The following is a 13,396-nucleotide window of genomic DNA, read 5'->3' on the forward strand; positions in this document are numbered from 1 at the left end:
TGCGTTGGCCCGGTGAAGTTGCTGACAAGCGTGAGCTGCGTGCCACTGTCGACTGTTTACTTCTGTGAAGCTTTGCAGCGTCATCGTGTCGCCTATCTTCGCGCTATTGGCATCGGCTGTAATTTTGCGCAACCTGATGGTCCAGGTGCTGCCCGCCTGAGGTAAATCAATACGGTGGCTGCGTTCATAACCAGAGGTGGTTTTCCCGGTCACGCTGGTATTTAGCACCGTCTGCCAGGTGCCGCCATCTGTCTGCAGGTCAATTGCGTAGTTGACCGAATAGCCAACCAGATCGCCATCATCCTCCTGTTTGAAGAGAGAAGGCCATTTTAGACGCAGGCGAACAGCTGATAGCTGCGTATTGGTGAACGTGCGCGTCCATGCTGTTGAGCTGGAAACTTCGGAACCTACATTGATTTCATTTTCGGTACCCGGGATCCCTTGAATGTATTTTTGCGCCTGAGTTCCAGAACGAAACTCCCACGCTACACCGCTGAAGTTCTGTGAACCATCTGGGTTCTCAAGTGCGGTGCCATCAAGATAAATATCGCGCGCAGTAAGGCCACCAGCAAACTCCCCCTCTCCCAGCGCGAGAAGGATTTTTGCCTTGGCTACTGACTGCAGATCGTCTGGCTGTTCTGTAGGAGTTCTTGAGCTTGAACTGCCGCCCTTGCGGCCTTTAATAGCGGTTGCTATAGCCATATTTCGCCCATAAAAAAAGCCACCCGGAGGTGGCTTATTGAAATGTGTTTAATCTAGTAGAATTCAACTTTCGTATTCGCTGTCATTAGTACTGGCTTCGGCACAGGATTCCCTGCGCTCTGCATTGTTACTTTACATATTTCAGGAACAAGCTTTTCGCTATAATGACAAGTATTCGTTGCTGTATAACCTTCCGAGTAAACTGATGTGTTTATAATTTTATAATCAAGAGGCTTCCCGTCTTTATCAACATAAGATATTTCGTTTTTAGAGAGGACCTTTCCAGAACCATAAAACTCAGAACGTATCAAATTAGAATTATCATCATAAAAATGCTCAGATATTTTCTTACCTAAATAATAGGTATTTTTAATTAAGCCATTCGAGTAAAGACTATATCGCAACTCGTCACCATTTTCATTTTTACTCAAAATATTACATTTTTCATCGAGCTGTATAGAGAAAGGCTTACCATCTCTCTGGCCAACAAGACTTCCATTGCTATTTTTTAGATTTGTTTCATGACCAGACGAAACGTTATCAAGATCTAAGCTTTCGACACAACCATTCTTAGCTAGTCTGATGGCGATTTTATAAGTGACCTTACCATTTTCTTCAACATCAGTATCTAATGATTTGACAGCTCCTTTAACTGGATTGAAATCAAACATAGTAGATAAATTATAGAGGAGAGGTATGTAATGGTTATCAGCTAAAGCCATGCCTGAAAATAAGGAAGTACAAAGGAAAAGAGTAGATATTTTTTTCATTTTTGAATCTAAGCTCAAGTTACCCCATATTAAGTAAGCCCATTACAGCATGCTTACTGCTGATCTTCAACATAGATAATGCCATTTGTGACGCGCCGATAAGCAACCTGCTCAAGATACTGCTCAGCAGCATCGATTAGCGCGCCCTCATTCCCGCCATAAGAAGCCAGGAATTTGGCGTAGCCGGTGATCAGCTTCCGCTCGTTGCTAGAGATAGCCCCGCCGGTTGGTTCCCAGTATTCAAAGCCGAGATTGAGAAGTGCGAAAAAGCGTCGGTGAAATGCAGGGTTACGTACCCGCCTGAACTCGGCAACAAGAACATCGCCGAGTCGGGTTTTGGATTGCAGGATATCGCTGGTCTCGGGCGTAGCCGGGATCAGTATTCCTGAGTGGTGTTTGATAAGTTGTAATTCTAGCGCCATGGTTCTCTCCGTGGCGCATCAGGTATAGGTTGTTCAGGCCTATGAAAGAATAATATCAGACGGTGGTGTAATTCGGTACCCCAGTCGTTTTGCAAATTGCATAAACCCGTTGAGAGTGAAGATTTCTTCCTCTTCAAGTAACGGTCGTAATGAAACTATTCCATTTACTCGATAAACCAGATATCTGCCCTCAGCCGAGAAGCTATAGATAACTGCTTTATCGGCCCTTCTGACCACGTCGTACCATTGATCATCTGCATTAAAGGCATCTGCACTACACACTATTTCCCCCAGAGCGACTTATTGACGCGGTAAACAGTAATCGGGAACAGCCAGGGGAACGCGAACAGCGATACTCTTTGAAACTGCTCCAGTGAAATTCACACGATTAATAAAACCACTCGTCCGCGCTCTCCCAGGTCTCCTGTACGATATGTTCGACCTCTTTCTTGTCGCCCCCGAAAACAGTCAACCCATCATTGCCGGCACGCTTAATCGTAAGCTGGCATTCATCAAACTGTTTACTGAGCCTTTTGAGCAGTTCTGACTCGAGTGCAGGTATAGCTCCATCAGGAAGTTTCTTCATGCGATCAATGGCTAACTCGATTTTCATTTTTCCCTCCGCAATGAACACCTGTATGCATATACAGTATATTTATAAACGTATCTTACGGTTTTTGCAACGATTAAAGAGTGTTAGAAGGATGGAGCGCTTCCAGGCTTGCAGGTATCTGTTTTAAGAGCGATTTGGGACAGATCTCAGATTTGGTGGTCTACACAATAGTTATGTTGAATATATTTCAGCGGAGTTTTGTGCAGTTTTGCTACTAAATTGTGGTTTCGATATGAGATTTATAAAATGAAAATTCGTAAAGGCTATTATGGAGCTTGCTGTTACTAAGCAACAAATTTGTCAGCAAGCTCTAAAACGACATGAAACATTACCAGTGAGTAATGTAATCCAACCGGTTATCGAAATTTACTGAGATGCAGGCACTTTATCATCCTGACGGAAAGCCTCGATCCCGACTTTCTGACCATAAGAAAGTTCAAGTGTGTTACCATCAGGATCAGCGAAGAAGACATAATAACCCACCGGTTCGCCTGCCTGAACCGGTTCTTTTCGCAAGATGCCTTCCATTCTGGCCATCGCTACCTTATTGTCGATTTCTTCAATGCTTGAACAAGCTACTCCCAAGTGACCGAAATTACCTAGAGGGGTGTCAGTAACAGCATCAACCTGAACAAGGACAAGTGCAAAAGGGCGAGTTCGGTCACTTAACCACGCGACTTTACGTGCCTCCGGAAGGTCAGGCTCTCGCCTGTGTACGACTTCCATGCCAGCATAACGGCTGTAGAAATCAATGCTTTTTTCCAAATCTCTAACAACAAACGCAACGTGCGTAAAACCGACATCAATCTCTTTCATAAGACTAATCCTTTGACTATCTCCAGTGTCCCCATCTTAAAAGCTAAAGTTAACTTGAGGTCAAGAGCCTTTCAATCAATGATTTGCTGGATTTCTTGCACGTATTGTTCAATGCCGTTCAGGGTTGCGGCGTATGCTAACTCCAGCAAAATGAAGATTAAGCCTGCTACTCAAAGAAAAAAGAACTCAGTTGAGATGCGGTAAACGGAGCAGGCTTAAATAGTTGGTCTCATTTTCGCTCACAAAGAAACAGTTCATCCCCATACCCTCCTACCAGCTTTCATCCAATCATATTTGGCTTTTAAAGCTCAGCTGGTATCGACCAGTCAGCGATACTTGCGCAGCAAACGTGCCGCGCATATACAGTGCTGGCTTACCTTTTATCAAACGTGCTCACGCCTGTATCCCCTTCCCCCTTGCCAGGTTAATTCTGTCAATGCATTCCCTTAATGCTTTGACTTGCTCAGGGGTGAGTTCAGATTCATCAATTGTGGCCAGAAGCGCGTTGAGGGAGCGCTCAATGTCGTTTTTAGTCAACCGTAAACAGATAACCTTAACCCAACGTGGCGAGAACTTGCTGAGGCCGATTGCTCTTGTGATGCGTAGTTTCATGAGATGCCTCTTAACCGCCAGTGGTGGCGATTTCAAACTCGCTTATAACACACGTGGAGAAGACTTATGTGATTATTTCGCTATAGAAATTTCTAAGGGTCGTTTCACTTGAGGACAATCAGGCTTTCAGTAAACGTCTAAATTGGTTTTCCAGTAAGTCACACAAGCGCCTCGTCATTACCCGAAGCGGCTTATCACGTGAAGGTAGTTTTTACAGTCATACAAAGGCTGGAATGTCAGCTTTGTGCCATGAGCAGACGTTCCTAATGTAAGTCCTTGCTAGTTAAAGGAGAGCAGGTCGCAGCGGAGGATTAATATCAAACAATTCAAAATCGATACGGGAAAAACTCAAAAGCAGTGAATGGTTTTTGTTGCCCGCTAAAGTTGAACGAAACCCTTATCGAGTTGTGCTTACATCGTTGATGTCACCAAAAAAGATAGCAAGCGATTGTTCTATAATACAAATAATCTTTCGTTGAGGCTAACTGCAATCTTGCTGCCTACTAAGAGGGGAAAAGAAAAGATATCGGTACTTACATTTATTATAAAAATTCAGCATACTTTTTGATTGTAGCTTATAATGAATAAGCTTCTTATGAAGCACATGAATGGTAAAGCAACCTTTTCTGATTTTCAGAAACCGTGTTAAGCACACGGTTTTTTTTGCACGCACTCAAAAAGTTAGTGTGTGAATTTTAAAAGAAATATTAGAATTCTTTTTTTGCAATAAAATCGGAAATTCATGCAACCTCTACACTCATCTGCAGATGGTTATTTCTTTAAATCAAACGACCGTTAGATGACAAAAATATTAAATGCGTCCATTAACTCTCGAAGAATTGCATATTGACGAAAACATGATCTTATTCTAACTTTATCAAGTGGTGAATCCCCCTCAGCGGCGGGGCGAACCAGTCAAAATGCAATATGCTCGCGTATCTCAGGACTGGTAAAGATACATCGGGAGGCACCCGGCACCACATCTTAACGTATCTTTATAAAAGAACATTTTTCCTTAAGCAGTTGTTCGATTTTTTTATACAAAAATCTAGAGGATTTTTTTCAAAAAAAAACGGGATAATCGACATCGAATATCCCGTCAAGAATTTCACATCGATAATATTCTTTATCTTCTTTATACAATATACACGACGAGCCATGATTAACAATCTAGTAATTCTTTTGTGTTATATATAAAACAATAACAAGAAAACTATTAATTTTTAAAATCAATTAAAGGGGAGGCTATTTTCTGCACAGCTAAGACTTTATGTTCCAATAGCGGGCCAGTTCTTACCAACATATCTCATCCCGACAATACAATCGCATTATCATGGATGGGCAGCAACGCTTGGTCTTGATGACACGCTGTAAGGCACTGATTCCGTGAGGAGAACAAAATCTTAACTGAGATACAAGAAAAGCAAGAATCTCAAGGGGATCCATCTTCTGTTTGGCCATAACAAACTGGAACGCACAGTCCGCTATCTGGGCATTGAAGTCGATGATGCGTTAGAGATATCTGAGTCGATGGAGTATAAGATTGTCAGGGCTATAACAGCAACCTTGCGCCATAAGCGGAAGTAAAGATTTCTAAGGCGATCAGGGTAGCATCACATCCCTGTATCTGAAAACGAAGTCTCAGGAAAAGTGCTCGCTTTGTGCAAAATATTTCTATGTTTTTCATGGTTAATTTTTATCTTATCAACCATGCTTTTTGTAATTACAGAATTGGGCACTTCGATGCTCCATAGTAGTCTAATCAGACATCCCAGGATACGTAAATGCGCAATGCAATTCTTCCCATCGCCGTAGCCGTGGCAATGTTTATCCTGGGGGTATTCATTCTTAATACACAGGTCTGGTACACCACTCGCGCAGACGGTCTTGCTGGGGCAAGGTATGTATCAAACAATATGACAGTGATTCTGAATGAAGCCCGCCTTGCTAACCGGACGGCGATGGGTATTGCCGAAAAAGGCTGTGGCCCGGAAGAGCAATATCAGCTTGGTACTTTAGCAGCACTCCTCCCCCATCTCAGAACTATCATTATAGTCAGGAGGGGAGCAGTCTGGTGTTCATCCCTACCGGGAAATCGCGTACTACTGGTTAACATTAACGCATTGCCGAATTCCCAACTGTTACTTGTGCCTTCCAGCAGTACAGTTGACGGTCTTCCTGTTCTTCTCGTTCAGACCAAATACGCTGACAGCCGTATCATAGTCACAGTAAGCGATAGTCATATCAGGGATGCGCTGGATATCCCATTAAAAGGCCTAGGATACGCCCTAAGGGTAGGGAATAACGTAATAGGTATGTCCGGTGATGTCACTAAGGTAAACGAAACGCAACATCTTTCTGCACACGTTAGGGACTCAGAATATCCCTTCAGTATTGATTACAACTACGTTGCGTTTTTCAGCATGCAGAACCTGCAGAATATGATCAGTCAGGCTGGGGGGATACTGCTGTTTTTACTGCTGATGTCCTGTCTCGCCGCCTACATCCTTAATAAATATCTTACTAAAACTACTCTCCCTGAAGAAGCGCTTGGTCGGGCCATTTCCAAGGGGGATATCGTCCCTTTTTATCAGCCTATCGTAAATGGCAAAGATGGCACACTTCGTGGTGTTGAAGTGTTGGCCAGATGGAAGAATCCGAACGGAGGGTATATTTCTCCTGCTTCATTTATTCCTCTGGCGGAAAAATCAGGGTTGATAGTACCGTTAACGCAAAGCCTTATGGCCCAAGTAGTGTCTAATTTGAACGCCGTTGCCAGTAAAATACCAGAAGGATTCCATGTTGGGATTAACTACAACCCTTCTCATATCGCAGCGCCCACATTTGTGGAAGAGTGTTTGAAATATAAGAATTGTTTCAGTCGGCACGATTTGAAACTTGTCATTGAGGTAACCGAGCGTGAGCCCCTGAATATCGATGAAAAACTTGCTCAAACCCTGAATGAACTGCATGCAAATGGTTTTTCCATTGCACTTGATGATTTTGGAACCGGCTACTCAGGGCTCTCCTACCTACAGGATCTCAATATTGATTACATCAAAATTGATCAAACTTTTGTAAGTCGGGTTAATGAGCATGAGGACTCGACTCTCATACTGGATTCTGTCCTTGACCTTGCGCGAAAACTTTCAATAAGCATTGTTGCAGAAGGTGTAGAAACGCAAGAGCAGCTTGACTATCTAATCAGGAACAATATCTTATTTATGCAGGGATATTATTTCTTTAAGCCAGTTCCTTTTTCTGAATTAATAATGATTTTGTTATCTAAACCTAAAGTGAGAGTGAAGGTTGAATGAACAGTTGGATGTTCAAAAGAAACGTCCGCTCCTCGCTCATAAGAGACAACCATACTCAAATCTCCCACATTGCAGGAGATTTGAGTATGAACACGTCACCGTGGAATAAAGACCGTATCATAGGCCAAAAAAGACCACTTCAGATATCTCATATCTGGGGGATCCGAATCCGGCTTGAACTGGAAGGTAAAACGCGTGATTTAGCTCTGTTCAATATGGCCTTAGACAGTAAGCTACGAGGCTGCGATCTGGTGAACCTCAAAGTATCTGATGTTGCATATGGTAGCTCGGTTTCAAGCAGAGCAACGGTGCTGCAACAGAAAACCGGTAGCCCTGTGCAATTTGAGATAACCAAAGGGACAAGAGAAGCTGTTGCTGCATTGATAAAGCTTGGCAATTTGCACAGTAAAGACTTCTTGTTTCGGTCTCGGATCGGAACTAACCGGCACATATCAACCCGACAATACAGCCGAATTTTTCATGGGTGGGTAGAAAAGCTTGGTCTCGAAGCTTCGCTTTACAGCACACATTCCATGAGAAGAACAAAACCTTACCTGATATACAAGAAAACCAAGAATCTTCGGGTGATCCAACTTCTGTTGGGCCATAAGAAACTGGAAAGCACTGTCCGTTATCTAGGCATCGAAGTCGATGATGCGTTAGAGATCTCTGAATCGATTGAAGTCTAAGGTTGTCAGGGCTGCAACAGCAGCCCTGTGCCAAAAGCGGAAGTAGGCTGAAGATAAATTAGCATTGCTGTTAGTCGTGGGTTCTGCAGATGGGTAGAAATTGATAACTTAGGATGCAAGTTCGTCCCGCTCTTTCTGCAGTTTTCATCGAGGGGATGTTCTCCGGAATAATTGTGCCCATATACAAAGATAGTTCAGAATCGGAATGAGTTAATAATCGGTACAGCAGGCGTTGCGCTCGGGCTGACAATGATCGACCACGAAAAGCAGGAAGTATTACTTTGTCAGTAATACGATATCCTCGCAGAAAAGCGATGTTTCCTTTCTGGCATATTAGCAACCCGGCGCGAACGTAGTTTTCATAGATAATATATACTTCTCTCTCAGAAATATGGTCACACAACTCTTCGTCATCAACTGCTACCAAATTGTTTGCAGACAGTTCGCGAACTGTCTGCCATGTATGCTTATAGGCATCGCCCAGAGCCTGACAACACCAGTCAAAATCTTCGTATGTCGCCACTTGCAAAGTAAGAGATTTATCATTGAATTCCGGGGGTTCAGAAAAAGAGGTGGCGTATATATACTGGTCGGGAATACCCTGCGGGAAGGACTGGCCGGGTACAAGAATGCGAACATACTGAGCTCTGAGTTGTGACCATTCCTTACTAATGAGTTCTAATGCAGTATGATTTAGGTCAGAATCCATACCTACAATATCAATAAAAGGTTTGTTAATATTTCCGCCCTGATAACGGGGGCCAGTAAGAAATTGCTTTCCATCAATTTTGAGTTTTCGTTGTAAAAAATATTCCTGACATAATCCAGTTTCTCTCCAGGGAAATCGCGCCGAGAAACTTCTGTCTGTACACCTCGATTCCTGCTCTGACAACCATTGTTTTAGCCATGAACGTAGGGTAAATTCAGACACCGGTAGCCTGGCATATTGAGATAGCATGTAAGATAGCATAAAAAATATTTCGCCCTTGGATGTAAAAATGTTCTTTATAAACAAATCAGAATAGCTCTACTCTCATTTTATTACCAATTATAGCTGGCACGTCCGCTCCTTGCTCAATGCGGACCTTTAGCTCGATAGCTTGTCCGCTCCGCGCCAGAAGCGAACAGTGTTATCAGTGGCGATTGATAAAACGTCAGCCCGTAGACCTTGTCTCACAGCACCTCCACCACTTCAAATTCTTCTGCGATCAACTCCATATCTTCAGAAAAATGACCTTCGGAGCTGAAAAATCTCTGATGCTCTCTCTTCCAGTATTCAAGGCTTAAATCGCCTTCACCTTCTTTGCGGGCGAATGCTTCAGTGACATCACAAAAACGAACCAGCTGCATCGAAACCAGTCTGATCACGCAAACTGGAACATTCTGGCCATCAAGAATAATGTTATAACTCCCTATCCTCGGGGCAGATTTTTCCTGCTGGTAAGAGGCAAAAGATCCGCAAGAGGCCGTTTTGATCCCTTTTTTGATCAGGTCAGCAAGCTCGTTAGCCAGCTCCGGACTGTCACCCATTTGCCAGGCATCTGCGCCGGGATACTTCTTTTTTATTTCCTCAACCTCAACCATGAAAATCCCTTCGTTATCGTCAATGAAAAGAAATGGCATACCTTTTTAACATGAGCGGACCCAACATTATCAGCGATATCTTTCTTTAGATAGTGTGGTCCGTTTTTCGCTCATAGCGGACCATTTCTTTCCTATGCCCTTCCTTCAGCCTTCATCCGCTCGTATTTGGCTTTGAGACGCTCTGCAGGTGTCGGTCCCTTCGACGATACTGGTGCTGCCAACGCTCTACGAACTGGCGGAATCGGCTTCCCGGCCAGCACCCGCTTTTCCCACATACCCAGTATATCTCCAGCCTCACGCTCAAGCTCTTTCTGACACAACTGACCATCAGTTCCGCGGCGACGCAGCTCCAGACAGATGTGATAATAGACCGGCTTAGGCCACGGATACTGCTCACTGCTCGGATACCGGAACACCAGCTTGCGCCACTTCCAGTATTCAGCCATAACGTCAGCGGTGGTGATCCCCAGCACGCTGCGCCCTTCCCTGCACCACTTGATGAACTGGCCTGGCGAAGGCAGGAATGGTCGCTCCTGACGGCGCACCATGCGCATGCCCGCTTCAACCTGATCCATGGTCGTGATCCCGTTCTCTTTGAAGGCCAGCACCCACTGACGGCGGATCTCGTTCACGTCTTCTTGGCTGCGATTAACGAGATTGGGAGGGGAAACCCTCCCTCAAGGAGAAGAAATGCGACTGATTAATCGAGGCAGTAAGCAATCCCCTTTAGCTCGCCAGGCATGTGAAATCGCACTCGCAGCCCACCAGCAAAGATATGGTGATTATGGGCGCAGCAAGATGAAAGAGACCTATACGGTAAGAGTGGAAGGCGTGAAGGTCTGGGTTGAAGTGGTCAACTGCAAGGCAAGCTACGTGGCCACAGCAATGACCGGCATGCGCCGACTGCGTTCCCTGCCCGGCCAGGCAAACTGAAACTGAAATATCAACGACTAAAGACCGGCATATCTATACTCATGCCGGTTACCTGAGGTGAACCATGTCGCAGGTAATTTACGATTCAGAATGGGGCGTTGCTTCAAAACTAAAAGAGAAGACAGGCCTTACAGATCGTCAGATTAAAAGCTATCGCCAAACCTCATGGGTAGAAGGTATTCATTTTAAGAGAATCCCATTGGATGGAAGCAGCTCCGAAGAGCGAGGACTTGTCTGGTACAACATCCCAAACATTAACAGGTTTGTGAAGGAGGCATAATGGCTGCAATGCCAACGGGTGTTGAGATCCACAACAATAAGATACGAATAAGTTTCAAGTTTCAGGGCGTTAGATGCCGAGAAACATTGAAAGGATGGATCGTAAATGCTTCGAATCTCAAAAAAGCCGGGAATCTAAGGGCCAAAATTGTAAGCGAGATTCAGCTGGGCACTTTTGACTACCGGGACGTGTTCCCGGAGTCAAGGGTGGCAGCAAAGTTTTATACATCTAAAAACATTACGACGTTCTCCGAACTTGCATCAACCTGGTATGAAAACCATAAAATCGATCTCTCCCCCAATGCCACAAGAAGCTATGGGATAGCTGTAAGAACGTTAACAAAACTAATTGGCCCTGAAACGCTGGTTGCATCCATCACCAACAGCGACATTCTGGGCTGGAGAAAGGAATTACTGACTGGCGAGACTAATTATGCTCCCGAAAAGAGGAGAAATAAAACCGGACGCGCCGTTAGAACGGTAGATTATTATCTGGCTATCCTGCGACAAATCCTCGACTATGCGGTTAAAAATAAAGTTATTTCATATCAACCATATGTCGGGATAAAAAGGCTTCGCAAAGGGCAAACAAAACCAGATCCACTTCTAAGACATGAGTTTGAGCAGTTGAAAGAGACTGCTCCGGCTCAGCAGAAGAACATGTGGCAATTTTTTGCTTACACCGGCGTTCGGCCCGGGGAGCTTTGTGCTCTTGCCTGGGAAGATATCGATCTTAATTCTGGCGAAGCTAACATTGCGCGCAATCTAACTCAGGAAGGATTGTTTGGACCACCCAAAACCGAAGCTGGATACCGGACGATAAAGTTACTGGAGCCGGCTCTGGAGGCTTTGCGAGCTCAAAAGAAGCTAACGGGAAGTGCCCCTAAGGTACCAATCACTTTTCACCACAGGGAGTTCGGTAAAACGGAAACGCAGAAACTGCACTTTGTGTTTATGCCTCGACCTCAGAAAGGCAAGCAAGCTGCGTACTATTCAGTCAGTTCAATTGTGTCATTATGGGATATTACGGTAAGACGATCGGGAATTCGCCGCAGACGCCCCTATCAGCTGCGTCATACATACGCATGCTGGATGTTGTCGGCAGGTGCTAATCCTGCTTTTATAGCGAATCAGATGGGTCATGAGAATGCAGAGATGGTCTTCCATGTATACTCTGCGTGGATAAATGCTCTCGATAGCGATCAGGTATCATTTTTGAATCAGCGCTTTGGCGGATATGCAAATGCCCCTATAGTGCCCCTGAAGGTAAAAACAAAGTAGTTAATTACTTGATTTCCCGGTGAAATTTAATGAAAAAGCTGTTTGTGCAGTTTTATCTTTTGCTGTTTGTCTGTTTCCTGGTCATGACCATGCTGGTCGGGCTGGTCTATAAATTCACCGCCGAACGTGCGGGCAGGCAGTCGCTGGACGATCTGATGAAAAGCTCGCTCTATCTGATGCGCAGCGAGCTGAGAGAGATCCCGCCGCACGACTGGGCGAAAACCCTCAAAGAGCTGGATCTGAACCTGTCATTCGATTTACGCATCGAGCCGTTAAAAGATTTTGAGCTGGATCCGCCCGCCATGCAGCGTCTGCGCGACGGGGACATCGTCGCGCTGGACGAGAAATACACCTTTATCCAGCGTATTCCGCGCAGCCATTACGTGCTGGCCGTCGGGCCGGTGCCCTATCTCTATTACCTGCACCAGATGCGTCTGCTGGACATGGCGCTGATGGCCTTTATCGCCATTTCGCTCGCGTTTCCAGTCTTTATCTGGATGCGCCCGCACTGGCAGGACATGCTGAAGCTGGAATCCGCCGCGCAGCGTTTTGGCGAAGGGCATTTTACCGAACGCATTCACTTCGACAGCGGTTCCAGCTTTGAACGTCTGGGCGTGGCCTTTAACCAGATGGCCGATAACATCAATGCCCTGATCGCCAGTAAAAAGCAGCTGATCGACGGGATTGCGCACGAGCTGCGCACGCCGCTGGTTCGCCTGCGCTATCGTCTGGAGATGAGCGAGAATCTGACGGAAGCGGAGTCTCAGGCGCTTAACCGCGATATCGGCCAGCTTGAGGCGCTGATTGAGGAGCTGCTGACCTACGCACGACTCGATCGTCCGCAAAACGAACTGAACCTCAGCACGCCGGACCTGCCTGCCTGGCTGCAAACCCACATCGATGACGTTCAGAGCGTGAACCCGCAGCGCACGCTGTTAACGCGCGTCACGCCGGGTGATTACGGCGCGCTCGATATGCGCCTGATGGAGCGCGTGCTGGACAATCTGATGAACAACGCCATGCGCTACAGCGAAAGCACGCTACAGATTGGGCTGGATTTGCAGGGCAATCAGGCCAGCCTGACGGTGGAGGATGACGGTCCGGGGATTGCCCCGGAAGCGCGAGAAACCGTGTTTGAACCGTTTGTCCGCCTCGACCCCAGCCGCGATCGCGCCACTGGCGGATGCGGCCTGGGGCTGGCGATTGTTTACTCTATCGCGCAGGCGATGGGCGGCACGGTGCATTGCGAAGAGAGCGAGCTCGGCGGCGCGCGCTTCTGCTTTAGCTGGCCGGTATACCATAACATCGCCCTTCCCGTCCCTGCCTGACTTCAACCGCACGCTGGCCTGACCCGGCGTGCTGTGCTATATGATAAGTA

Annotated in this window: 12 protein-coding genes and 4 pseudogenes; 7 read left to right on the top strand and 9 right to left on the bottom strand. The window is 45.8% G+C overall.

The features are described 5' to 3' along the window. Positions 1–57 precede the first annotated feature (57 nt). From gpJ to AC27FC_RS05820, 6 genes and pseudogenes are all read right to left on the bottom strand, one after another. A pseudogene (gene gpJ, locus AC27FC_RS05795) lies at positions 58–702 on the bottom strand (TipJ family phage tail tip protein); the annotation flags it as partial. 53 nt (positions 703–755) lie between these two features. Further along, entirely contained in the window at positions 756–1,490 is a 735-nt protein-coding gene (locus AC27FC_RS05800; RefSeq protein WP_233095340.1) for a YnfC family lipoprotein, read from the bottom strand. A gap of 59 nt (positions 1,491–1,549) precedes the next feature. After that, positions 1,550–1,894 (bottom strand): annotated as a pseudogene (locus AC27FC_RS05805) (DUF1367 family protein); the annotation flags it as partial. Between the two features lie 388 nt (positions 1,895–2,282). Beyond that, positions 2,283–2,507, bottom strand: coding sequence for a DinI family protein (locus AC27FC_RS05810; protein WP_059311994.1), 225 nt, complete (start codon positions 2,505–2,507; stop codon positions 2,283–2,285). Between the two features lie 366 nt (positions 2,508–2,873). Further along, positions 2,874–3,323 carry a VOC family protein gene (locus AC27FC_RS05815; RefSeq protein ID WP_038985459.1) on the bottom strand — a complete coding sequence of 150 codons (450 nt, stop codon included), beginning with the start codon at positions 3,321–3,323 and terminating at the stop codon, positions 2,874–2,876. A gap of 393 nt (positions 3,324–3,716) precedes the next feature. Further along, complete coding sequence (locus AC27FC_RS05820; protein ID WP_040022244.1) at positions 3,717–3,935, bottom strand: hypothetical protein; 219 nt, start codon at positions 3,933–3,935, stop codon at positions 3,717–3,719. Between the two features lie 1,282 nt (positions 3,936–5,217). Here AC27FC_RS05820 and AC27FC_RS05825 point away from each other — a divergent pair. From AC27FC_RS05825 to AC27FC_RS05835, 3 genes and pseudogenes are all read left to right on the top strand, one after another. Beyond that, positions 5,218–5,522, top strand: a pseudogene (locus AC27FC_RS05825) (site-specific integrase); the annotation flags it as partial. Between the two features lie 197 nt (positions 5,523–5,719). After that, positions 5,720–7,252 (top strand): EAL domain-containing protein, encoded by a 1,533-nt coding sequence (locus tag AC27FC_RS05830; protein WP_048991857.1) that lies wholly within the window; start codon positions 5,720–5,722, stop codon positions 7,250–7,252. Positions 7,253–7,338: 86 nt separating this feature from the next. Beyond that, positions 7,339–7,941 (top strand): site-specific integrase, encoded by a 603-nt coding sequence (locus AC27FC_RS05835; protein WP_023320086.1) that lies wholly within the window; start codon positions 7,339–7,341, stop codon positions 7,939–7,941. A gap of 70 nt (positions 7,942–8,011) precedes the next feature. Here AC27FC_RS05835 and AC27FC_RS05840 read toward each other — a convergent pair whose 3' ends face one another. From AC27FC_RS05840 to AC27FC_RS05850, 3 genes and pseudogenes are all read right to left on the bottom strand, one after another. After that, complete coding sequence (locus AC27FC_RS05840; RefSeq protein ID WP_487159851.1) at positions 8,012–8,911, bottom strand: hypothetical protein; 900 nt, start codon at positions 8,909–8,911, stop codon at positions 8,012–8,014. 203 nt (positions 8,912–9,114) lie between these two features. Continuing rightward, a complete protein-coding gene (locus AC27FC_RS05845) occupies positions 9,115–9,525 on the bottom strand; it encodes an ASCH domain-containing protein (protein ID WP_048991878.1) in 411 nt (136 codons plus the stop codon). Positions 9,526–9,656: 131 nt separating this feature from the next. Beyond that, positions 9,657–10,190 (bottom strand): annotated as a pseudogene (locus AC27FC_RS05850) (replication protein P); the annotation flags it as partial. 25 nt (positions 10,191–10,215) lie between these two features. Here AC27FC_RS05850 and AC27FC_RS05855 point away from each other — a divergent pair. The 4 genes from AC27FC_RS05855 to rstB all read left to right on the top strand — a co-directional run bounded on the left by AC27FC_RS05855 (position 10,216) and on the right by rstB (position 13,346). Next, a complete protein-coding gene (locus tag AC27FC_RS05855) occupies positions 10,216–10,458 on the top strand; it encodes a DUF4060 family protein (RefSeq protein WP_020882485.1) in 243 nt (80 codons plus the stop codon). A 64-nt stretch (positions 10,459–10,522) separates the two neighbouring features. Further along, positions 10,523–10,738 carry an excisionase family protein gene (xisR, locus tag AC27FC_RS05860; protein WP_045143008.1) on the top strand — a complete coding sequence of 72 codons (216 nt, stop codon included), beginning with the start codon at positions 10,523–10,525 and terminating at the stop codon, positions 10,736–10,738. Next, positions 10,738–12,018 carry a site-specific integrase gene (locus tag AC27FC_RS05865; RefSeq protein ID WP_196354520.1) on the top strand — a complete coding sequence of 427 codons (1,281 nt, stop codon included), beginning with the start codon at positions 10,738–10,740 and terminating at the stop codon, positions 12,016–12,018. Before xisR ends, AC27FC_RS05865 begins: the two co-directional genes overlap by 1 nt. A 29-nt stretch (positions 12,019–12,047) precedes the next feature. Further along, positions 12,048–13,346 (top strand): two-component system sensor histidine kinase RstB, encoded by a 1,299-nt coding sequence (gene rstB, locus AC27FC_RS05870; protein ID WP_033145344.1) that lies wholly within the window; start codon positions 12,048–12,050, stop codon positions 13,344–13,346. Positions 13,347–13,396 lie beyond the last annotated feature (50 nt).

Source organism: Enterobacter sp. C3_dUdeg (genome assembly GCF_057536195.1).

Excerpts from the sequence above, each read along its gene's own strand:
- AC27FC_RS05810 (WP_059311994.1), bottom strand. The coding sequence starts at position 2,507 with ATGAAAATCGAGTTAGCCATTGATCGCATGAAGAAACTTCCTGATGGA.
- AC27FC_RS05855 (WP_020882485.1), top strand. The coding sequence starts at position 10,216 with ATGCGACTGATTAATCGAGGCAGTAAGCAATCCCCTTTAGCTCGCCAG.
- AC27FC_RS05845 (WP_048991878.1), bottom strand. The coding sequence starts at position 9,525 with ATGGTTGAGGTTGAGGAAATAAAAAAGAAGTATCCCGGCGCAGATGCC.
- rstB (WP_033145344.1), top strand. The coding sequence starts at position 12,048 with ATGAAAAAGCTGTTTGTGCAGTTTTATCTTTTGCTGTTTGTCTGTTTC.
- AC27FC_RS05865 (WP_196354520.1), top strand. The coding sequence starts at position 10,738 with ATGGCTGCAATGCCAACGGGTGTTGAGATCCACAACAATAAGATACGA.
- AC27FC_RS05830 (WP_048991857.1), top strand. The coding sequence starts at position 5,720 with ATGCGCAATGCAATTCTTCCCATCGCCGTAGCCGTGGCAATGTTTATC.
- xisR (WP_045143008.1), top strand. The coding sequence starts at position 10,523 with ATGTCGCAGGTAATTTACGATTCAGAATGGGGCGTTGCTTCAAAACTA.
- AC27FC_RS05840 (WP_487159851.1), bottom strand. The coding sequence starts at position 8,911 with ATGCTATCTTACATGCTATCTCAATATGCCAGGCTACCGGTGTCTGAA.
- AC27FC_RS05820 (WP_040022244.1), bottom strand. The coding sequence starts at position 3,935 with ATGAAACTACGCATCACAAGAGCAATCGGCCTCAGCAAGTTCTCGCCA.
- AC27FC_RS05835 (WP_023320086.1), top strand. The coding sequence starts at position 7,339 with ATGAACACGTCACCGTGGAATAAAGACCGTATCATAGGCCAAAAAAGA.
- AC27FC_RS05815 (WP_038985459.1), bottom strand. The coding sequence starts at position 3,323 with ATGAAAGAGATTGATGTCGGTTTTACGCACGTTGCGTTTGTTGTTAGA.